Source organism: Nocardia sp. NPDC087230 (assembly GCF_044744725.1).
Classification (GTDB): Bacteria; Actinomycetota; Actinomycetes; order Mycobacteriales; family Mycobacteriaceae; genus Nocardia; species Nocardia canadensis.
Map to the genome: position 1 here is coordinate 51,014 of NZ_JBIUYV010000008.1, position 19,884 is coordinate 70,897.

The window sequence follows — 19,884 nt, forward strand, 5'->3', positions numbered from 1 at the left end:
GGGCGGCGCGGAAAGCGGCAAGATCAGGGAGATTCCCGATGCCGGGGGCCGCGCGAGCGTGCCAGTATCGAAGGATGGATCCGTCTGTTCCCGCCCGCGCCGCCGCCCAGGGGCCCGTCGCCCCGCGCGGGTACGGCACCGCACCGGGGAACAACGCCACCCCGCCGCCGAACAGCGCACCCCGCTATCCCGGTGGCCCCGGCGCCGCGATGAACCCGGGCGGACACCGGCACCCGAAGGGCCCGCAGCGCTTCGTCGCACGGGCGCTCGGCAACGGCCAGGCCGTCTACGGCACACCGCACCCCTACGTCCCGCAGCCGCAGTTTCGCCCCGCGCCCGGCTACTACCCGGCCGGGTACCCGACGCCGTCGGGGTACGGCGTGCCGCGGGGTTACCGGCCGGGCGTGCTGCCGACGCCGGGCCCCGAGCCCGTCGGCCCGCCGCTGCCGGAGACCCCGCGACTGGTCCGCCGGACCGGTGGCCGGGTGGTCGGTGGCGTCGCCGGTGGGCTGGCCGATCATCTCGGCGTCGACGTGTTCAAGGTGCGGATGGCGTTCGTGCTGCTGTCGGCCCTGGTCGGCGCGGGCCTGGTGGCCTACGGGCTGCTGTGGATCTTCACCCCGGGCGGCAACGACGCGGCCAAACCGACCGGCGACGAGCGCAGGCAGGCGATCGGCCTGGCCCTGCTCGGCCTCGGTCTCGCGGTCACCGTGGGTTGGCTGTTCCAGGGCACCGCCGCGAAGGTGATCGCCCCGATCGTGGTGGTCGCGGTCGGTGCCGCGCTGGTCTGGCGCGAGTACGACGTCGCCGCGCCCGGACCTCGCGCGCTGTTCGGGCTGCCCGCGCGGCCGTCGGTGGTCACCTGGTCGCGGATCGTGGCCGGGGCGACGCTGATCGTGGTCGGCCTCGGCGTGGTGGTGCTGGCCAGGATCGACCTGAGTTCGCTCGGATCGGCGTTGATCGCGGTCGCGGTCACGCTGGTCGGCGCGGGCCTGCTGACGGTGCCGCTGTGGCTGCGCATGGTCCGCGCGCTCAACGCCGAGCGCGGCGCCCGCATCCGCAACGAGGAGCGCGAGGAGATCGCCTCGCACCTGCACGATTCGGTGCTGCAGACCCTCGCGCTGATCCAGCGGCAGGCCGAGGACCCGCAGGAGGTCCTGCGCCTGGCCCGCAGCCAGGAACGCGAACTGCGCAAGTGGCTGTTCGACGACACCGCCCCCGCCCAGTCCAGCCTGGCCGCCGCGCTGCGCACCATCGCCGGTGAGGTGGAGGACCAGCACGGGGTGAAGGTCACCCCGGTGACCGTCGGCGATGTGGCGATGGACCCCGGTGACACCGGCGCGGGCCTGCCGAAGGAACACTTCACCGCGCTGCTCGGCGCGAGCCGGGAAGCGCTGGTCAACGCGGCCAAGCACGCGGGCGTCCCCGAGATCGACCTGTTCGCCGAGACCGAACCGCATCAGGTGAGCATCTTCGTCCGCGACCGCGGCGCCGGTTTCGACACCTCGGCCGTGCCCGCCGACCGGCGCGGTGTCGCGAAGTCGATCTGCGCCCGCGTCGAACGCCGCGGCGGCACCGCCGTCATCGACTCGACCATCGGTCGCGGCACCGAGGTGCGCATCGTGATGCCGCGCTCGGACTCCGGCACCTCGGACCCGGCCGCCGACGCCGACGGCGCTCCGGTCGACGCGCCGCTCTCGCCCGAGGCATGAGCGATCCGCAACGGCTGCCCCCGAGCGATATTCGTGGGCCCGATGCCTCGGTCCGAACCGACATTCACGGTCGTGTGGTACCGATGAGAACAAGTCGATCGCCGGTGGGATGAGAGTGAGCTGTCAGTGAGTGTTCGGGTGTTCCTGGTCGACGATCACGCGGTGTTCCGGTCCGGCGTGCGCGCCGAACTGAGCCGCGAGACCGACATGGAGGTCGTCGGCGAGGCGGGCGCGGTGGCCGAGGCGGTCGCGGGGATCGACGCGGCCAAACCGGATGTGGTGCTGCTGGACGTGCACATGCCCGACGGTGGCGGTGTCGCGGTGCTGACCGGGATCGCCGACGGCCCGGTGTGCCTGGCGCTGAGCGTGTCCGATGCCGCCGAGGACGTGATCGCGGTGATCAGGGCGGGCGCGCGCGGGTATGTCACCAAGACGATCTCCGGCGCCGAACTGGCCGACGGCATCCGCCGCGTCGCCGGGGGTGACGCCGTGTTCAGTCCGCGGCTGGCCGGTTTCGTCCTCGACTCGTTCACGGGCCGATCGCCGGTGCCCGAGCCGCCGCTCGATCCCGAGCTGGACTCGCTCACTCCGCGCGAGCTCGAGGTCCTGCGCCTGCTGGCCCGTGGCTACACCTACCGCGAGATCGCCGAGACCCTGTTCATCTCGGTGAAGACGGTGGAAACCCACGCCTCCAACGTGCTGCGCAAGACCCAGCAGTCCAATCGCAACGCGCTGACCCGATGGGCCCATCGCCGCCGGATCGAGTGATCACATCACCGCGATGATGATCGCGATCAGGATGACCAGGCCGATCAGCACGCCGGCGCCGATGGCCAGCGGCGCCCCGTTGGGCAGGTTGTCGACGAAGCTGCCGCTGCGCTGGGCCGGTGCCTGGGCGGCGGCCAGCGGGGCGCGCTGTGGGCGCGGCAGCGGGGCGGAATGCGGGCTGCGCAGGCCGCTGGCGGAGTTGCGGGCGGCCCAGGACGGGATGGTGCCGTCCTCGGTGCGCAGCGGCACGCCGAGGATGTAGGCGGCGGTGCCGGGGCCGAAGGCGGCGGTGAGGATCTCGTCGCGCGCCTGGGCCATCGTCGGGCGGCGCTGCGGGGCCGGTTCGAGCATGTGCAGCAGCGGCTGGGTCAGGATGCCGCTGCGGCTGGGCGGGATGATCCGGCCCATCGCGGCCCGGGTGACGACATCGTTCTCGTCGTCGTCGAAACCGAACGGCGGCTGGCCCTCCAGCGCGGTGTAGAGCGTGGCGCCGAGGGAGAACACGTCGCTGGCCTCGGTGGGCTGGGCGCCGCGGGCGACCTCGGGCGGCAGGTAGGCGGGGGTGCCGGTGATGGTGCCTTCCGGGTCGTCGCCGTGGGTGTCGCCCGCGCCGCGCGAGATGCCGAAGTCGCTGAGCTTGGCCTTGCCGAGATCGGGACCGCGATCGGCGACGAGGATGTTGCCCGGCTTGATGTCGCGGTGCACGATGCCTGCGGCGTGCGCGGCGGCGAGCGCGTCGGCCACCTGCGCGCCGATCTGGGCGACCTCGACCGCGGGCAGCGTGTCGAACAGCGTGAGCGCCTTGGCCACGCTGCGCGAGGGTAAGTACTCCATGACGAGCCAGGGTTCGCCCGCCTCGATCACCACGTCGTAGACGGCGATCGCGTGCTCGTGCGACAGCTTGGCCGCCACCCGGCCCTCGTGCACGATGCTGCTGCGGATGCGCTCGGCCTCGGCCTCGCTCAATCCGGCCGTGGAGAGCACCTGCTTGATCGCGACCTCACGGTTCAGCAACCGGTCCGTCGCGAGCCAGACCGCGCCCATGCCACCGCCGCCCAATTTCGACTGCAGGCGGTAGCGACCCGCGACGAGGTAGTCGGGGCCGATATGGGGACGAGCACGTTCGGTCACGGGTGCGAGGGTAGTCGAATATGCCGATGACTGGCCGGTATCACGACGCGCGGGTATAAGGGGGCCCGCTGTGGACACGGGGCGGGGGTGGGTGTCACCCTGGTCGCGATCGAACGTATATTCGAATACGATCGATAGCTGAAACGGTGCTGCCGTTCCGGTGCCGGGCGGTTCTCCGCTCGCGGGTCCATCGTGGAAGTAGGTGGTGTTGATGGGTTCGGATGCGTTGTCGCCCGAGGTGGCGGCCCGGGCGCGCACGCTCGACGAACTGCGCAGGCGGATGGCCGCGGTACCGGGCCGGGGCGAGTCCGCCACCGGGCACATCCCCCGTGAACAGCCATTACGCCGCGATCTGTTGCCGGTGCCCGCGCCGCTCGCCGAACTGTTGCCCGAGGGTGGCCTGCCCAAGGGTGCCGTGGTCGCCTATACCGGCGCGCACTCGCTGCTGTCCGGTCTGCTCGCCGCGGTGACCGGAGCCGGTGGCCACGCCGCGGTGGTCGGCCTGCCCCGGCTGGGTTTGCTGGCCGCCGCCGAGATGGGCGCTCAGCTGTCCCGGCTGGCCGTGATCCCCGATCCCGGCCCCGATCCGGGCGAGGTGGCCGCCGTCCTGCTCGACGGCCTCGATCTGGTCGTCCTCGGGCTAGACGGCGTCGCCGTCCCACCCGCCCGCTGCCGGGTCCTCGCCGCCCGCGCCCGCAACCGCGGCGCCACCCTGGTCGTCGCGGGCGGTACCTGGACCAATCCGTCGCTGCGCCTGGACACCCGCGTCACCGGCTATCGCGGTCTCGGCCCGGGCCGCGGCCGCCTGCGTTCGGTCTGCCTGGACGTGCGCGTCAGCGCCAAGGCGGGCCCACCCCGGCACGGCCGGATAGACCTGTGCGCCAAGGCCGGTCGCACCGAATGGCTCGCCCGCGAAGCGGAGACCCGCGCGGCGGCCGACCTGCGGGAGGCCGTGTCGTGACCGGCCGGCGGCGGCCATCCGGTCAGGCGCCGATCGCCTGCCCGACGGCCCCGCCGAGCCCGGGCCGCCGCACGGCGGCTCGACCGATCACGGTGTGCCCCGAGCCCGCGACGACAGTGGCGACGGCGCCGAGGCTGTCACCGGCCTCGACCGGTGGTTCCGCGGCGGAGCCGCGTCCCGGCGGTCGGCCGGGGCGGTTCCCCCGCCGGTGGCGAACGCTGACCAGCGGTGGACATCCGGCCGCCGACGGTCGTCGCGTCGGGGACAGCCGATGACGCGGGCCGAGCGCGTGCTGGCGTTGCTGTGTCCGGACTGGCCCGCGGTGGCGGCGGCCGCGGCGGCGGGGGTGCCCGCGGATCGTCCGGTGGCGGTGCTGCACGGGAACCGGGTGGTGTCGGCGTCGGCGATCGCCAGGGCCGAGGGTGTGCGCGAGGGCGTGACCCGCAGGGAGGCGCAGTCGCGCTGCCCCGATCTGGTGGTCGCCCAGGCCGATCCGGACCGGGACGCCCGGCTGTTCGAACCGATCGCCTGCGCGGTCGACGCGACGGTGCCCGGTGTCGAAGTGCTGCGCCCTGGCCTGCTGGTGCTCGGCGCGCGGGGCGCCACCAGGTTTTTCGGTTCCGAGGAAGCGGCGGCGGTCCAGCTGATCGACGCCGTGGCGGTGGCGGGCGCCGAGGCCCAGATCGGCATCGCCGACGCCCTGTCGACCGCGGTGCTCGCGGCCCGCCGCGCCGCGTTCGTCCCGGTCGGCGGCGGCGCCCGCTATCTGGCGCCGCTCCCGGTGGCCGAGCTGGCGGCCGAATCCGCGCTGGCCCCGCCGGAACGCGCCGATCTGGTCGACCTGTTGCACCGCTTGGGATTACGCCGGGTCGGCGACTTCGCCCGGCTCACCCCCGCCGACGTCGCCTCCCGCTTCGGCGCCGACGCGGTGCTGGCCCACCGCCTCGCCCGCGCCCTGCCGGAGCGGGCGCCCTCCGCGCGCAGGCCACCGCCGGAGCTGAGCGTCGACTTCGACTGCGATCCGCCGATCGACCGGGTCGACGCCGCCGCTTTCGCCGGCCGCACCCTCGCGACCCGGTTGCACACCGCCCTCACCGCCGCGGGTGTCGCCTGCACCCGGCTGGCCGTCACCGCGCGCACCGAGGCGGGGGAGGAACTCTCGCGGATCTGGCGCTGCGCGCGCCCGCTCACCCCGCTCGACACCGCCGACCGCATCCGCTGGCAGCTCGACGGCTGGCTCACCCATCGCGATCGCCCGACCGCGCCGATCGTCGCGCTGCGCCTGGAACCGGTCGAGGTGGTCGCGGCGGGCGCGCTGCAACTCGGCCTGTGGGGCGGGGAGGGCGAGGAGACCGAACGGGCCCGCCGCGCGCTGGTCCGGGTGCAGGGCCTGCTCGGCGGCGAAGCGGTGCGCGTCGGCGTGCTCAGCGGCGGGCGCGGTCCCGCCGAGCGGATCACCATGATCGCCCTCGGCGACGAGCTCACCCCGGCCGCCGACCCGTCCCAGCCCTGGCCCGGCCGGCTCCCCGAGCCCGCGCCGACACTGCTGCTCCTGCACCGGCCCATCGTGCACCTGACCGCCGCCGACGGCACCGCCGTCGAGGTCACCGACCGCGGCCTGTTCACCGCCGACCCGGCCCGCCTGCACTGGGGTCGCAGGCAGTGGGCACTGCTCGGCTGGGCGGGCCCGTGGCCGGTGGACGAGCGCTGGTGGGCCGCCGCCGAGCAGGCGGGTCCGGCCGCCCGCGCCCAGGTCCAGCTCGACGCCGAACCCACCGAGATCAGGACCGTGCTGCTCGTCTACGACGCCGCCGCCTGGCACGCCGAGGGCGTCTACGAATGACCGAACACAGGGTGCCCTTACCGCTGGCCCCGGCGCCGGTTCTACAGTGAAACGACGCCTGTTCCGGATCGGCCGGACATCGGTCGAGGAAGGAGCCGTCGTGAACCCGTTCGAGAGCATGTCGTGCTCGGTGGCCGCGACGGAGCTGTCCCTGCTCGGCACCGCGGCGCATGTCACCGGCTGGCTGTGCATCGAGCATCCCGGTGCCTGGGGCCACGACGTGATCGGTGACGAGGTGCTCGGCCCGGAGATCACCGCCGAACTGGCCGCCCGCACCACCGCCGCGAAGGTCCGCCCGACCCTCATCCGCCGTCCCGGCCGCAACGAGTTCACCGGCACCCGCACCGTGCTGCTGGTCAGCTCGCGCCCCGAGGGTTCCTGGTGCGAGCGGTTCGAGATCACCGACCTGCGTCAGCTCCTCGACATCGACCTGCATCTGGTCGACGGCCCACCGCCGGGAATCGGTGCGCGCGTGGACGAGCCGCTGGTCCTGGTGTGCGCGCACGGCAAACGCGACCAGTGCTGCGCCCGGCTCGGCCGCCCGATCGCCGCCACCCTGGGCGCCGCCCATCCCGACCGCGTCTGGGAGGCCTCGCACACCGGCGGCCACCGCTTCGCCCCCGCCGTCGTCCTGCTCCCGTCCGGTCTCACCTACGGCCGCGTCGACGCCGACGCCGCCGAGGCCATGCTCGCCGCCGCCGACACCGGCGCCGTCTCGCTCACCGGCCTGCGCGGCCGCAGCTGCTACGACCCGATCGGCCAGCTCGCCGAAGTCGCTGTCCGCGAGCGGTTCCCGGCCCTGCCCGCCGACGCCCTGGTCGTCGAGCCCGATTCGAGCCACACCGCCGACCCGACCCTGGCCGGCGCCGCCGTCGTCACCCATCGCGACGGCCGCCGCTGGCGCGTCACCGCCCGCACGGTCCCCGCTCCGCCCCGCAAGGCCAGCTGTGGCGGCGCGCCGAAACCGGCCACCTACCTGGAAACCGCCGCGGTGGAGGAACTGTCAGTGCAGGCGCACCGGTAGTTCGGTCAGTCCGCGGATGAGGGTGCTCGTCTGATACCGCGGATCGTGGGCGTCGGGGGCGAGCGTCAGGGCGGGGAAACGGGAAAGCAGCGCGGTGAAGGCGATCTCGGCCTCCAGCCGGGCCAGCGGCGCGCCGACACAGAAATGGATGCCGTGGCCGAAGGCGAGGTGGCCGTTCGCCGCGCCGTCGACCCGGAGATCGTCGGGGTCGGGGAACCGGTGCGGGTCACGGTTGGCCGCGACGAGCGCGACGTGGACGAACTCGCCCGCGGGAATCTCGATGTCGCCCACCGTGATCGGCTCGGCCGTGACGCGCTCGGTGGACATGTTCACCGGGCCGTCGAAGCGCAGGAACTCCTCGACCGCCGCGGGCACGCCGGCGGGATCGTCGAGCAGCGCCCGCCACTGTTCGGGCGCGCGCAGGAGCGCGAGGGTGCCGTTGCCGATCAGATTGACCGTGGTCTCGTGTCCGGCGACGAGCAGCAGGAACGCCATCGCCACCAGCTCCTGGTCGGTGAGGCGGTCGCCGTCGTCGTCGGCGAGCACCAGCCGCGAGAGCAGATCGTCGGCGGGCCGCTCCTGCTTGGCGCGCACCAGGTCCGACAGGTAGGTGTGCATCTCGATCGCGGCGGTGGCGCCGTCCTGGGTGAGCCGGTGCACGCCGACGAGCAGTCGGGTCCAGGCCTGGAAACGGTCGCGGTCCGCGAACGGCACGCCCAGCAGCTCGCAGATCACCGCCACCGGAAGCGGAGTGGCGAAGGCGGCCATCAGGTCTACCTCGTCCTCGGCGGCGAATCCGTCGAGCAGCGCGTCGGTGATCTCCTGGATGCGCGGTCGCAGCACCGCCACCTGCCGGGTGGTGAAGGCCTTGTTCACCAGTTTGCGCAGCCGGGTGTGCCCCGGCTCGTCGGTGTTGAGCATGTGATCGGACAGCACCAGCGCCCGGTTGTCGACCAGCGTCCCCGTCCGGCTCGCCATGGTCGCCGCGAGTTCCGCGATGCCCTTGTGCAGCCGCGAATCCGCCAGCAGGGCCCGGCCGACCGCGTAGTCGAGGACCACCCACCGGACGATGTTGTCCGGAAACCGCACCCGATGCACGATCCCGCGCTCCCGCCATCGGCGATAGTAGGAGTGCGGATCGTCGTAGAAATCGTTACCGATGGTCTCGACCGTCGCAGGGCCCGAGTGATTCGCCGCCATGGCTCCAGGCTACGCCGACCGCGTCGCCACGAACTCTGGAAATCGGGCGAATTCTACTGCTACACAGTAGCTTTCGCTCGACTCACCAATGGGTGCCCGGCACCCAGCGCGCGGCGCGTCGCAGGGCGCTGCCGGTGGCCTTGCGCGCCGCCGACTTCGGTTTCGGCTCCGTTCGCAGCGCCGTCGGTTCGACGGCCGGTTCGGCGGGGTCGACCGATTCGCCCTTGGCGGCGGGGGAGTCCGGCAGGGCGCGGTAGTAGCGGTGCAGGATGCGGTCGCGCAGCTTGGGGGTGAGCAGCGCGCCGTACTCGGCGAAGGTGCCGAGCGGGACGTCGATGCGCTTGGGGCGCTCGGTGAGGGCGCGGACGATGGTGGCGGCGGCCCACTCCGGTGATTCGGAGGGGCCCTGGTCGCCACTCGGCGCGATCATCGGGGTGCGCACCAGCGGCATGTGGATGGTGGTGAAAGTGACGCCGTCGGCCAGGGTTTCGACGGCGGCGACCTCGGTGAACTTGTCCAGCGCCGCCTTGCTGGCGAGGTAGGCGGAGAAGCGCGGGGTGGCGACCTGCACGCCGGCGCTGGAGATGTTGACGATGTGACCGAAGCCGCGTTCGCGCATCTGCGGCAGCAGCGCCAGCGTCATCCGCAGCGCGCCGAAGTAGTTGACCGCCATGGTGCGCTCGAAGTCGTGCAGGCGATCGGTGGACCGGTGGATCGCGCGGCGGATGGACCGGCCCGCGTTGTTCACCAGCATGTCGACGTGGCCGTGCTGGTCGAGGATCGCCTCGACGGTCGACTCGACGGACTCGGCGTCGGTGACGTCGCACTGATAGCCGTGGGCCCGGCCGCCCGCGTCGACGATCTCGGCGACCACGGCGCCCAGTTCGTCGCCGCGGCGGGCGAGGAGGAAGACCACGGCGCCCTTGTCGGCGACCGCCAGCGCGGCGGCGCGCCCGATCCCGGACGACGCGCCCGTGATCACGACATGACTGCCGGTCAGATCGTGCCGCCGCCGACCGCGACGGCCCTGTGTACCGGGAGAAACCTGTGACATCACTGCTCCTTTGCAGCTCGTTCCCTCGAACTTACTCCAAAGTAAGTTCCGGGACCAGGCCCGGCGAAAAACTCGAAAATATGTTCGAACTCCTCTCGCCAACATTCGAACGTATGTGCGATACTGGGCCACATGGCGGACGATCGGATGGCGGATATCTATGCCGCGGTGCGGCTCGGCGGTGGCGACCCGGAGGCGGCGCGCGCGGCGCTGACCAGGCTCTGGGACGAGGTAGGGGAAGGCGGCGACCCGTTGCATCGCTGCGTGATCGCGCATCACCTGGCGGATGTGCAGGAGTTGCCGGAGGGCGCGCTGCTCTGGGATCAGCGGGCGCTGGCCGCGGTGTTCGGGCCGGGCGTCCCGCTGGACGAGGGACTGCGCGGATTCTTGCCCTCGCTGTATCTGAATCTGGCCGACAGTCACCGTCGCGTCGGTGATTTCGACATGGCGCGGATGCAGCTGACCATCGCGCGCGGGCACCTGGACGTGCTCGCCAACGATGCCTACGGCGCGGTGATCCGGTCGGGTCTGGGGCATGTGGAGGCCGCGCTGGAGTCGCAATCGATGGAGCGTTTGCCCGCGAGTTGAGGGGTCGGGCAACCGCGATCGAGTGGGAGGTGCGGGTGATGCGGGGGCCGTGAGAGGAGTGGGCGCGTGGGCTGGAGCAACGGTCCGCCGACCTGGTCGGAACTGGAACGGGTGCTGTCGGGCAGGCCGTCCCGCCGTCCCGCCGAGGAGATGCATCCCGGCGACGGCGGTGACAGCCCGGCCTGGTCGCGCAAACGCGGTGCGTACGAGGCGAACTCGATCGCCAGGCCCACCGTGTCGACGGTGCCCTTCGCCGAGCTGCACGCTCACTCCGCCTACAGCTTCCTCGACGGCGCGAGTCAGCCGGAGGAACTGGTGGAGGAGGCGGTGCGCCTGGGGCTCGAGGCGCTCGCGCTCACCGATCACAACGGGTTCTACGGGACCGTCCGGTTCGCCGAGGCGGCCAGAGAATGGGGAATGCCAACGGTTTTCGGTGCCGAACTGTCACTGGGAACCGATGCGGAGGCGGCGCCTGGCCGAGGGGATGCGGTCAGGCGCCGTTCTGTTCCCCGGGGCGGGCTGCGGCCGATCGGTGATCCCCGGGGTGCGGTCGGCGGCCACGCCGACGCCCCGGACGCGCTGCCGCGCACGGGGACTCCCGACCCGAACGGGCCGCACCTGCTGGTGCTGGCGCGCGGGCAGGAAGGGTATCGCCTGCTGTCGCGGCAGATGTCGGCGGCGCACATGGCGGCCGGGGAGAAGGGCGTCCTGCGCTACGACCTCGACACGCTCACCGCCGCCGCGGCGGGTCACTGGCACATTCTGACCGGGTGCCGGAAGGGGCATCTGCGCCTGGCCATGGAACAGGACCTGCGCGCGGGCGACACCCGGCTGCCGAAAGCCGACGCGGCGCTGCGTGAGCTGATCGAACGTTTCGGCGCCGACCGGGTGAGCGTCGAACTCACCCACCACGGCATCGCCACCGACGACGAGCGCAACGAGTACCTGGTCGCGCTCGCCGACCGCCTCGGACTGCCGGTCCTGGCGTCCACCGGCGCGCACTTCGCCTCGCCCGCCCAGCGTCGCCGGGCCATGGCGCTGGCCGCGATCCGGTCCAGGAGCAGCCTGGACGCGATGGCGGGCTGGCTCCCGTCCACCGGCGGCGCGCATCTGCGCTCCGGCGCGGAGATGGCCGCGCTGTTCGCCGAGTACCCGCACGCGGTGGCCAACGCGGCGGAACTGGCGCGCGAGTGCGCCTTCGACCTGCGCCTGATCGCCCCGAAACTGCCGCCGTTCGAGGTCCCCGCCGGGCACGACGAGGATTCGTGGCTGCGCGAGCTGAGCTATCGCGGCGCGGCCGAGCGCTATGGTCCGCCGGAGCGGAATCCGAAGGCGTACGCGCAGATCGAGCACGAGCTCGCGGTGATCAAGAAGATGACCTTCCCCGGGTACTTCCTGGTGGTGCACGACATCGTCGACTTCTGCAAGCGCAGCGACATCCTGTGCCAGGGCCGGGGCTCGGCCGCCAACTCCGCGGTCTGCTACGCCATCGGCATCACCAATGTCGACCCGGTGCGCAACGAGCTGCTGTTCGAACGCTTCCTGTCCACCGAACGCGACGGCCCGCCCGACATCGACGTCGACATCGAGTCCGATCGGCGCGAGGAGGCCATCCAGCACGTCTACGCCAAGTACGGCCGCGACTACGCCGCCCAGGTGGCCAACGTCATCACCTATCGCGGCAAGTCCTCGGTGCGCGATGCCGCACGGGCGCTGGGCTTCTCGCCGGGGCAGCAGGACGCCTGGAGCAAACAGGTGAGCCGCTGGTCGGGGGTGTCGGCGGAGCAGGGCACCGATATCCCGGCACCGGTGCTCGAGCTCGCCGGCGAGCTCGACGGCCTGCCCCGGCATCTGGGCATCCACTCCGGCGGCATGGTGATCTGCGATCGGCCGATCGCCGACGTGTGCCCGGTGGAGTGGGCGCGGATGGCGGGGCGCAGCGTCTTGCAGTGGGACAAGGACGACTGCGCCGCCGTCGGCCTGGTGAAGTTCGACCTGCTCGGCCTCGGCATGCTCTCGGCGCTGCACTACATGATCGACCTGGTGCGTGAGCACAAGGGCGAGAAGGTCGAACTGCACGCGCTCGATCTCGCCGAACCCGCCGTCTACGAGATGTTGCAGCGCGCCGACTCGATCGGGGTGTTCCAGGTGGAGTCGCGCGCGCAGATGGCGACGCTGCCCCGGCTGAAGCCGCGCACCTTCTACGACCTGGTGGTGGAGGTGGCGCTGATCCGGCCCGGTCCCATCCAGGGCGGGTCGGTGCACCCGTACATCCGCAGGCGCAACAAGCTGGAGAAGGTCGTCTACGACCATCCGGCGCTGGAGAATTCGCTCGAACGCACGCTGGGCGTCCCGCTGTTCCAGGAGCAGCTGATGCAGATGGCGGTCGACGTCGCCGGGTTCACCCCCGCCGAAGCCGACCAGCTGCGCCGCGCGATGGGCTCCAAGCGCTCACCGGAGAAGATGGAACGGCTCAAGGACCGTCTCTACCAGGGCATGCGCGACCTGCACGGCATCACCGGCGCCGTCGCCGACCGGATCTACGAGAAGCTCTACGCCTTCGCCAATTTCGGCTTCCCGGAGAGTCATTCGCAGAGCTTCGCCTCGATCGTGTTCTATTCTTCCTGGTTCAAGCTGCATCATCCGGCCGCGTTCTGCGCCGGACTGCTGCGCGCCCAGCCGATGGGCTTCTACTCCCCGCAGTCGCTGGTCGCCGACGCCCGCCGCCACGGTGTGCTGGTGCACGGGCCCGACATCAACGCCAGCCTGGCCGAGGCCACCCTGGAGAACGTGGGCACCGAGATCCGGCTCGGCCTGTCCGGCGTCCGCCACATCGGCACCGATCTCGCCGAGCGGATCGTCGCCGAGCGCACCGAGGCGGGCCCGTTCACGTCGATGCTCGACCTCACCGGACGCGTGGAACTGACTGTCGCCCAGGCGGAGTCACTGGCCACCGCGGGGGCGCTGGACCGCCTGGTCGATGCGGTGCCCTGGTCCGGCGAGCAGCGACTTCGCGGTGCCGCGACCGGGACGAGTCGAGCCGCCGCGCGCGCGGTCGACGATGTCACGCCGGTGGATCGAGCGGGTGCGACGGTGCGCGTACCGGCGGAGTCGGCCGATCGGGCGGACGAACGCCCGGTCACCGGGCGCGGCAGCAGCGTGCGCCGGGCCGCGCTGTGGGCCGCGGGTGCCGCGGCGGGCGAGCGTCCGCACCTGCTGCCCGGTACCGGACCGGCGACCGTCGCCCCGTCCCTGCCCGGCATGAGCGCACTCGAACTCGCCGCCGCCGACGTCTGGGCCAGCGGCATCTCGCCCGGCAGCTATCCCACCGAATTCCTGCGCGCGCACCTGAACTCGCTCGGTGTCGTCCCGGCCGCCGACCTGCTGCTCGTCGAAGACGGCACCCGCATCCTGGTCGCGGGCGCGGTCACCCACCGGCAGCGTCCAGCCACCGCGGCGGGCGTCACCTTCCTCAACCTGGAAGATGAGACCGGCATGGTCAATGTCGTCTGCTCGGTGGGTCTGTGGGCCCGCTACCGCCGGCTGGCCCAGAACGCGACCGCACTGCTGATCCGCGGCCGCGTCCAGAACGCCGAGGGCGCGGCCAGTGTCCTGGCCGACCACCTCGAACACCTCGACCTCACCATCGCCGCCCGCTCCCGCGACTTCCGTTGAACCACTGCCGAATCGATGCCGGACATCCGGGAATCGCTGCGGTATCAAGGAAGTGGAGCATCGAATCGTGGGGGCCGCATGTCGCACTCCGAACTGAACGCACTGTCGGTGACCTACCGGCAGGGCTACCACTGGGCCGTGGTGGATCTGCTGGCGTCGCTGCCATCGATCGTGCTGAGCGGTTGGCTGCTGGTGGGAATCGCGGCGCTGTCGGCGAACTGGGTCGCGGTGCTGGTCGCCGTGCTGTGGGTGGCGTCGGGCCCGGTGATGCTGGGCTGGCGCCGGCTCCTGCTGGGGGCGATGGCGCTGTCGTCGGAACGGGACCTGCCGGATGAACACGACCGGGTGAACCGCGCGTGGGCGCGGGTCGCCGAGGCCGCCGGTGTGCCCGCCGCCACGACCACGGTGTGGGTCATGCGTTCCGAGGCCGTCAACGGAGCCGTCAACGCCAGCGGCTATGTCAGTGTCACCCGCGCTGCCGTCGAGGCTTTCACCGAGCGGCAGCTCGAAGCGCTGATCGCCCACGAACTCGGGCATCGCCTGCAGGGCACCGCCACCTGGCGGTCGGTGATCCGGTGGTATCGGTGGCCATTCGAGTGGCTGGTACGCGCTGTTTTCGCGCCGGCGGACCGGTTGATGGTTCCGTTGCACCCGCGCCTGTTGCGATTCTCGAACCGCGTGATCGCCGCCCTGCGCTATTCCGCTCTCGGTGTGGCCGCCGCGACCACGCTGCTCGCGGCCCCGGCCGTCCTGGCCTACGGCACCGCCGCCTGCCTGCTCTTCGCGGCACTCGCACTGCTGCTCGGCCCCTGGGGTTCCGCACTCGCCCTGGCCCTGGCCGCTCTCCAGCCGCTGATCCGGCCCCGGCTGTCGCAGCGCCTCGAATTCCTGGCCGACCGCGTTGTCGTCGACCTCGGCTACCTCGACGACTTCCGCCACGTCCTGCGACTCGTGTACGACCGTTCGACGTTTCCCGGCTCCGCCTACCTCACCGAGGTCCCCACCCTGCTCGCCACCCACCCCCGCCTCGACGACCGCCTCGCCGAACTCGACCGCTACGCCCACCGAACTCACTGACCTGCGACTGCGGTGATCTCGCCGAGCTGGACCAGCTCGTGCACCGCGATCTCGCCGCGGCCCAGCTCATCCGGGCCGAGTACGAGGGCCTTCGGCTCGACTTCGCCGACGCGTTCCGCGTCCTGCCCGCCGACGTGTAGATCCGCGGGTGGGCCCGCTCGGGCCACTCGCGCATTACGCTGCGATCATGCGCAAGCTTGCGGTGGTGATGGTCGGGGTGCTCGGGCTGGTATTGCTGGCCGGGTGTGGGAACGACGTGAGCGAGAGTCCGGCTGATCACGCGTCCTCGCCGACGATCTCGGGCCCCGCCGCGGCGGTGGCGCCGGGGTATCGGGAGGGGGCGCCGGCGAAAGAGAGTCCGGCGCCACCGGATTCGGACCGCAAAGAGGTGATCACCGGGTCGGTCGATGTCACCTCGGGTGATCCGATCGGCGCGGCGGCGCAGGTCACCGAGCAGGTGCGTGTGCTCGGTGGGCGGATCGACAGCCGCACCGAACAGCCGGGGACCGACGACCGCGCGCCGCGCGCCGTGCTCAGCGTGCGGGTGCCCGCGGACAAGACCGATGCCTTCATCACCGGGCTCGACGGGGTCGGCACCGTCACCAGGGTGAGCACCAATCGCGACGACGTCACCATGCAGTGGCAGGACCTCGACGCCCGGATCAGCGCCCTGCGCGCCTCGGTCGACCGGTTGCGCGCGCTCATGGCGGGCGCGACCAACACCGCCGACCTGATCGCCGCCGAGGAGGCGCTGGCCAGCAGGCAGGGCGAACTCGACAGTCTCACCGCGCAGAAGCGTTCCCTCGACGACCAGGTCGCGCTGTCCACGCTCACCCTCACCTTCACCGCCGACGACAAGGACGCCCCCGGCGATCCGGACAACTTCTGGGACGGCATCGTCGCCGGGTGGAACTCGCTGATCGACTGGCTCCACGACGCCGTCGTCTTCGCGGGCAAGGCGGTGCCGTGGCTCGGCTTCCTCGCCGTCCTCGGCGGGGTGATCTGGCTGGTGCTGCGGACCGCGCTGCGCCGTCGCCGCCCCGCGCCGCCCGTCGCGAAAACCCCTGCGGCCGCGCAGACACCCGAGGAGGAACCGACCGATGCCGACCGTACGGGCGACGATCAAACCGAACAGCCGTAAAGGCCCACTGGTCGAAGTCGCCGACGACGGCACCCTCACCCTCTACGTCCGCGCCCCGGCCGTCGAGGGCAAGGCCAACAAGGCCGCCATCGAACTCCTCGCCGACCACTTCGGCGTCGCCAAATCGGCGGTGCGCTTGACCGGCGGCGCCACCTCCCGCTTCAAGCGTTTCGACATCGACGACTGACGCCGGAGCTCAGTCGATGACTTCGACCCGGCACGGCAATCCGGGTGTTCTGCTGAGCCGCGCGTCGCTGGTGAGCGGTGGAACATCGAGTCGTGCCGCCAGCGCGGCGTGGAGGCCGTCGTAGAAGGTGATCGTGTGACGGAGCAGCCAGTCCTGCTCGCTGAGCCATCCCTGGTGGGCATAGCGCCGATCGACCATCGTCGCCAGCATGCGCAGGCCGATCGTGGCGGTATCGGGGTCGATCAGGCCCTCGCGCTCATGGCGGCGCAGCACAGTACCGACTTCGGCATCGATGAGATGTGGCGCGTGACAGGTGCTGGCCTCGATCAGCCGTCCGACGGCGGTCCCGACGGCGTCCTTGCGCAGCAGCGCGGTCGAGGCGGCCGGGGCGTCGAGCACGTACTCGTCACTCGCCACGGGCGTCGTCCAGCGCGCTCAGGATCGATTCGCGATCGGCTCCTCGCTCGTGTCGCGCTCGAGCGAGTGCTATACGGCGCCGGGGAAGCCCAGTTGGCGCCAGGCCTCGTAGACCGCGACCGCCGCGGCGTTGGACAGGTTCATCGAGCGGCGGCCGGGCAGCATCGGGATGCGGACCTGGTCGGTGATGTGTGGGTCGGTGAGGACCTCGGCGGGCAGGCCGGTCGGTTCGGTGCCGAACAGCAGGGCGTCGTTGTCGCGGTAGGCGACCTCGGTGAAGCGGGTGGTGGCCTGGGTGGTGAACGCGAACACCCGGTCCGGCGCGATGGCCGCCCACGCCGTGGCCAGGTCGGGATGCACCGTCACCACCGCGAGGTCGTGATAGTCCAGCCCGGCCCGGCGCAGTTTCGACTCCGAGAGGTCGAAGCCGAGCGGCTCGATCAGATGCAGCGCGCAACCGGTCCCCGCGGCCAGCCGGATCGCGTTGCCGGTGTTGGGCGGGATCACGGGGTTGTGAAAGATCAGGTGCAGCACAGCGCATCACTCTGTCATGCCGGGCTCGCGCGCCCGGTTCGCCCCACCGATCGGGCGCGGGGCGCCCGCCGCGCGGCCGCGTCTGGAACAATCGGGGCCGTGAACAAGGCGGAGACGACCGGGAAGCATCGGGTCGTGCGGTTGAGCGCGGGGGAGCAGTACCTGCGCAGTCACCTGCCGATGACCGTGGTGAGCGCGCTGATCCTGGTCGCGATCGTGTTCGTCGCCTGGGATCGGTGGCGGCGCGGCGCGATCATCTTCGGCAGCGCGGCCCTGGTGGCCGCCGCCTTCCGGCTGTGCCTGCCGACGGTGCAGGTCGGCCTGCTCGCCGTCCGCAGCCGTCCGTTCGACGTGGCCACCCTGACCGCGCTCGGCAGCGCCATCGTCTTCCTCGCCGCCACCATCAACACCCTGGGCGTCAGCTGAGATAGCGCTCGGTGAACACCGCGCGCTCCCGCGGCCTGCGGCCGGGGTGCGGCGGCGTGCCCGCGCCGTAGCCGACGGCGACCATGACCGCGATCGCGGTCTCGGCGTCGGCGTCGATGCCGATCGCCTGCTTGACCAGCGCTTCGTCCCAACCGTTCATCGGCGCGGAGTCGAGTCCGAGCCCGGTCGCGGCGAGCATCACGTAGGTGGCCGCGATCATCGCGTTCTTCACGGCGTTCTCGCGTAGCAGCCCGCGCTCGCGCATCGAGTGATAGTCGGCGCGCGAGTCGAACTTCGCCAGGAACTGCTCGTTCCACGCCCCGTTGCGCGTCGCCTGCTCGGCGATATCGGCGTTGGCACCGGTCCAGGCCGTCGGATCGGCGACGAACACCAGCACCGCGGGCGCCTCCAGCGGCTGCGGCTGACCGAACGCCGCCGCCGAGAGCGCCTTGCGGCCCGCTTCGCTGGTGACGACGACGATCGAGCGGTCCTGCATGTTCCAGGCGCTCGGCGCCTGCACGGCCAGCTCGAGCAGTTCGTCGAGCAGTGCGGGATCGAGCGGCTCGGGCCGGTAGTGGCGGACGGTGCGACGGGTGCGGATGGCCTCGGTGACCGAAAGTGTCTGTGTGTTCATGATTCCTACTATCGGAGAGTCGCTCTCCATTGGGAAGTAGGCACCTTTTTGTGCGTTAGACTCGGTGAGGTGCGCACGATTCACGAGGCCACCGGCCTGCCCGCCGACGTCTACTCGGCCAAATGTCCCACCCGCGAGGTCCTCGACCACATCGCAGGCAAGTGGACGGTGCTGATCGTGGACGCCCTCGCCGAGGGCACCCTGCGCTACACCGATCTGCGCAGACGCATCGACGGCATCTCCCAGAAGATGCTCACCCAGACCCTGCGTCAGCTCGAGCACGACGGATTCGTCGCGCGCACGGTGTATCCCACGGTGCCGCCGCGAGTCGAGTACACGCTCACCGATCTCGGCCACAGCCTGCGCGAGCCGATCGCGGCACTGCGGGAGTGGGTCGAGACGAACATCAATCGCATCGAGAAGGCCAGGCACGCGACGGCGTCCTGATCCGTCGACGCGATCAGGCGGACTCGACGACCCGCTGTTCCCACAGGCTGCGGGTGCCGGTGTTGCCGTAGCGCTCACGGGCTTCGGCGGGGCTGATCGTCGACCGGGTGCGCGGCGGGGCGGCGGCGGCGTGCGCGGCCAGGATCTGTCCGGTCGTCTTCGCGACGAACGGGCTGGCCAGGATCAGTCCGCGGTTGTCGCGGCGCGCGGTGGCCCACACGAGCGCCTTCCACGGAAGCCGCGCCGACGCGTCGACGATGCCCGGCCGATCGAACCGGCCGAGCTCGCGCATCCAGGTGGGTAGCGTCGCGATCGTCGCCAGCGACAGCACGCGGCCACCGACGGCGAACGTTATGCCCTTGCTCGCCGACGGCCACAGCAGGAAGTGCATGGCCCGCACGGCCCGCTCGCTGACGCACAACTGCGGCCGGACCCGCGCGAAGTAGGCGCGCACCTCGTCGCGATTGCGCGGCACATCCGCGGGCTTGCAGGTCTGGAGTTCGGCGGCGATCACGCACTCGGCCCAGTATCGGTCCTCTTCGGCCGGACTCAGCGGGCCGGGGCCGAACATCTCGTAGGCCTTGAGGACCGAATGCCAACCGGTGACGTGGATCCACAGCTGGGAATCGGGGCTGTTGGCGCTGTAGCGCTTGCCGCTGATCGGTTCGATGCCGGTCATCGGCGCGTGCACCTTCATCAGGTGCTCGGCGGCCTGGATGGCGGTGCGGCCGTCGCCGAGCGCGACCAGCAGGAAGTAGGACAGCGTGTGGTCCAGGCGGGTGGCGGGATTGTCGTAGATCCCGTGCGAATCGGCCACCGCGGCGGTGAGGAAGGGGTCGAAGTGCTCGAGCGTGACCGCGCGCTGGAACCCGATCAGCGCGGTCGGTGCCGCCCACACCTTCCAGGTGGGGGAGTCCGGGCCGAAGAAGCCGTAGTCGTCGCGACGCAGAGTCGACGCATCGAATGCCATTGCACCTGCTCCTTTGCAGTTGCCGAGGAAGCCCTCGCAATTGAATACAACACCACCGTAGCAATTGCTCGAAACGAATACAACGGTTGCGTAGG

19 protein-coding genes are annotated in these 19,884 nt (G+C 71.5%); 12 read left to right on the top strand and 7 right to left on the bottom strand.

Annotated features, from left to right (window positions below; genetic code table 11):
* The first annotated feature begins 209 nt into the window (after positions 1-209).
* Entirely contained in the window at positions 210-1,712 is a 1,503-nt protein-coding gene (locus ACIO52_RS24505; protein WP_402647319.1) for a PspC domain-containing protein, read from the top strand.
* A gap of 126 nt (positions 1,713-1,838) precedes the next feature.
* Complete coding sequence (locus ACIO52_RS24510) at positions 1,839-2,480, top strand: response regulator (RefSeq protein ID WP_374104838.1); 642 nt, start codon at positions 1,839-1,841, stop codon at positions 2,478-2,480.
* On the opposite strand, the gene ACIO52_RS24515 is transcribed toward ACIO52_RS24510, so the two are convergent.
* Positions 2,481-3,611: a serine/threonine-protein kinase gene (locus ACIO52_RS24515; RefSeq protein ID WP_218717327.1), complete on the bottom strand. Its 1,131-nt coding sequence runs from the start codon at positions 3,609-3,611 to the stop codon at positions 2,481-2,483. It abuts the gene before it with no gap.
* Between the two features lie 211 nt (positions 3,612-3,822).
* Here ACIO52_RS24515 and ACIO52_RS24520 point away from each other — a divergent pair, with 211 nt between their 5' ends.
* From ACIO52_RS24520 to ACIO52_RS24530, 3 genes are all read left to right on the top strand, one after another.
* Complete coding sequence (locus ACIO52_RS24520) at positions 3,823-4,572, top strand: hypothetical protein (RefSeq protein WP_218717328.1); 750 nt, start codon at positions 3,823-3,825, stop codon at positions 4,570-4,572.
* A 271-nt stretch (positions 4,573-4,843) separates the two neighbouring features.
* On the top strand, positions 4,844-6,415 hold the full coding sequence (locus ACIO52_RS24525; RefSeq protein WP_402647069.1) for a DNA polymerase Y family protein: 1,572 nt from the start codon (positions 4,844-4,846) through the stop codon (positions 6,413-6,415).
* 118 nt (positions 6,416-6,533) lie between these two features.
* Complete coding sequence (locus ACIO52_RS24530; protein ID WP_402647322.1) at positions 6,534-7,439, top strand: sucrase ferredoxin; 906 nt, start codon at positions 6,534-6,536, stop codon at positions 7,437-7,439.
* Here the strand turns inward: ACIO52_RS24530 and ACIO52_RS24535 are convergent.
* A complete protein-coding gene (locus ACIO52_RS24535) occupies positions 7,419-8,639 on the bottom strand; it encodes a cytochrome P450 (protein ID WP_402647072.1) in 1,221 nt (406 codons plus the stop codon). The genes ACIO52_RS24530 and ACIO52_RS24535 overlap by 21 nt on opposite strands.
* 82 nt (positions 8,640-8,721) lie before the next feature.
* Positions 8,722-9,693 (bottom strand): SDR family NAD(P)-dependent oxidoreductase, encoded by a 972-nt coding sequence (locus tag ACIO52_RS24540; RefSeq protein WP_316573602.1) that lies wholly within the window; start codon positions 9,691-9,693, stop codon positions 8,722-8,724.
* Positions 9,694-9,825: 132 nt separating this feature from the next.
* On the opposite strand from ACIO52_RS24540, the gene ACIO52_RS24545 reads away from it, so the two are divergent.
* From ACIO52_RS24545 to ACIO52_RS24565, 5 genes are all read left to right on the top strand, one after another.
* Positions 9,826-10,281: a hypothetical protein gene (locus tag ACIO52_RS24545; RefSeq protein ID WP_218717333.1), complete on the top strand. Its 456-nt coding sequence runs from the start codon at positions 9,826-9,828 to the stop codon at positions 10,279-10,281.
* 66 nt (positions 10,282-10,347) lie between these two features.
* Complete coding sequence (locus tag ACIO52_RS24550; RefSeq protein WP_402647076.1) at positions 10,348-13,956, top strand: error-prone DNA polymerase; 3,609 nt, start codon at positions 10,348-10,350, stop codon at positions 13,954-13,956.
* A gap of 78 nt (positions 13,957-14,034) precedes the next feature.
* Positions 14,035-15,033, top strand: coding sequence for a M48 family metalloprotease (locus ACIO52_RS24555; protein ID WP_218717335.1), 999 nt, complete (start codon positions 14,035-14,037; stop codon positions 15,031-15,033).
* Positions 15,034-15,220: 187 nt separating this feature from the next.
* A complete protein-coding gene (locus ACIO52_RS24560; RefSeq protein ID WP_218717336.1) occupies positions 15,221-16,174 on the top strand; it encodes a DUF4349 domain-containing protein in 954 nt (317 codons plus the stop codon).
* Entirely contained in the window at positions 16,134-16,361 is a 228-nt protein-coding gene (locus ACIO52_RS24565; protein WP_218717337.1) for a DUF167 domain-containing protein, read from the top strand. Before ACIO52_RS24560 ends, ACIO52_RS24565 begins: the two co-directional genes overlap by 41 nt.
* 9 nt (positions 16,362-16,370) lie before the next feature.
* On the opposite strand, the gene ACIO52_RS24570 is transcribed toward ACIO52_RS24565, so the two are convergent.
* Complete coding sequence (locus tag ACIO52_RS24570; RefSeq protein ID WP_402647080.1) at positions 16,371-16,778, bottom strand: type II toxin-antitoxin system VapC family toxin; 408 nt, start codon at positions 16,776-16,778, stop codon at positions 16,371-16,373.
* A gap of 69 nt (positions 16,779-16,847) precedes the next feature.
* A complete protein-coding gene (locus ACIO52_RS24575) occupies positions 16,848-17,312 on the bottom strand; it encodes a tRNA (cytidine(34)-2'-O)-methyltransferase (protein ID WP_218717339.1) in 465 nt (154 codons plus the stop codon).
* Between the two features lie 99 nt (positions 17,313-17,411).
* On the opposite strand from ACIO52_RS24575, the gene ACIO52_RS24580 reads away from it, so the two are divergent.
* Positions 17,412-17,738 carry a DUF3017 domain-containing protein gene (locus ACIO52_RS24580; protein ID WP_308248410.1) on the top strand — a complete coding sequence of 109 codons (327 nt, stop codon included), beginning with the start codon at positions 17,412-17,414 and terminating at the stop codon, positions 17,736-17,738.
* Here ACIO52_RS24580 and ACIO52_RS24585 read toward each other — a convergent pair.
* Positions 17,731-18,372, bottom strand: a complete 642-nt coding sequence (locus ACIO52_RS24585; protein ID WP_218717340.1) for a nitroreductase family protein — start codon at positions 18,370-18,372, stop codon at positions 17,731-17,733. The two genes, ACIO52_RS24580 and ACIO52_RS24585, sit on opposite strands and share 8 nt — an antisense overlap.
* 69 nt (positions 18,373-18,441) lie before the next feature.
* On the opposite strand from ACIO52_RS24585, the gene ACIO52_RS24590 reads away from it, so the two are divergent.
* Positions 18,442-18,819, top strand: a complete 378-nt coding sequence (locus ACIO52_RS24590) for a helix-turn-helix domain-containing protein (protein ID WP_316573606.1) — start codon at positions 18,442-18,444, stop codon at positions 18,817-18,819.
* Positions 18,820-18,832: 13 nt separating this feature from the next.
* On the opposite strand, the gene ACIO52_RS24595 is transcribed toward ACIO52_RS24590, so the two are convergent.
* Entirely contained in the window at positions 18,833-19,789 is a 957-nt protein-coding gene (locus ACIO52_RS24595; protein ID WP_402647086.1) for an oxygenase MpaB family protein, read from the bottom strand.
* Positions 19,790-19,884: the final 95 nt, after the last annotated feature.

Excerpts from the sequence above, each read along its gene's own strand:
- ACIO52_RS24565 (WP_218717337.1), top strand. The coding sequence starts at position 16,134 with ATGCCGACCGTACGGGCGACGATCAAACCGAACAGCCGTAAAGGCCCA.
- ACIO52_RS24525 (WP_402647069.1), top strand. The coding sequence starts at position 4,844 with ATGACGCGGGCCGAGCGCGTGCTGGCGTTGCTGTGTCCGGACTGGCCC.
- ACIO52_RS24535 (WP_402647072.1), bottom strand. The coding sequence starts at position 8,639 with ATGGCGGCGAATCACTCGGGCCCTGCGACGGTCGAGACCATCGGTAAC.
- ACIO52_RS24530 (WP_402647322.1), top strand. The coding sequence starts at position 6,534 with ATGTCGTGCTCGGTGGCCGCGACGGAGCTGTCCCTGCTCGGCACCGCG.
- ACIO52_RS24585 (WP_218717340.1), bottom strand. The coding sequence starts at position 18,372 with ATGAACACACAGACACTTTCGGTCACCGAGGCCATCCGCACCCGTCGC.
- ACIO52_RS24545 (WP_218717333.1), top strand. The coding sequence starts at position 9,826 with ATGGCGGACGATCGGATGGCGGATATCTATGCCGCGGTGCGGCTCGGC.
- ACIO52_RS24520 (WP_218717328.1), top strand. The coding sequence starts at position 3,823 with ATGGGTTCGGATGCGTTGTCGCCCGAGGTGGCGGCCCGGGCGCGCACG.
- ACIO52_RS24540 (WP_316573602.1), bottom strand. The coding sequence starts at position 9,693 with ATGTCACAGGTTTCTCCCGGTACACAGGGCCGTCGCGGTCGGCGGCGG.
- ACIO52_RS24505 (WP_402647319.1), top strand. The coding sequence starts at position 210 with ATGAACCCGGGCGGACACCGGCACCCGAAGGGCCCGCAGCGCTTCGTC.
- ACIO52_RS24595 (WP_402647086.1), bottom strand. The coding sequence starts at position 19,789 with ATGGCATTCGATGCGTCGACTCTGCGTCGCGACGACTACGGCTTCTTC.
- ACIO52_RS24560 (WP_218717336.1), top strand. The coding sequence starts at position 15,221 with ATGCGCAAGCTTGCGGTGGTGATGGTCGGGGTGCTCGGGCTGGTATTG.
- ACIO52_RS24555 (WP_218717335.1), top strand. The coding sequence starts at position 14,035 with ATGTCGCACTCCGAACTGAACGCACTGTCGGTGACCTACCGGCAGGGC.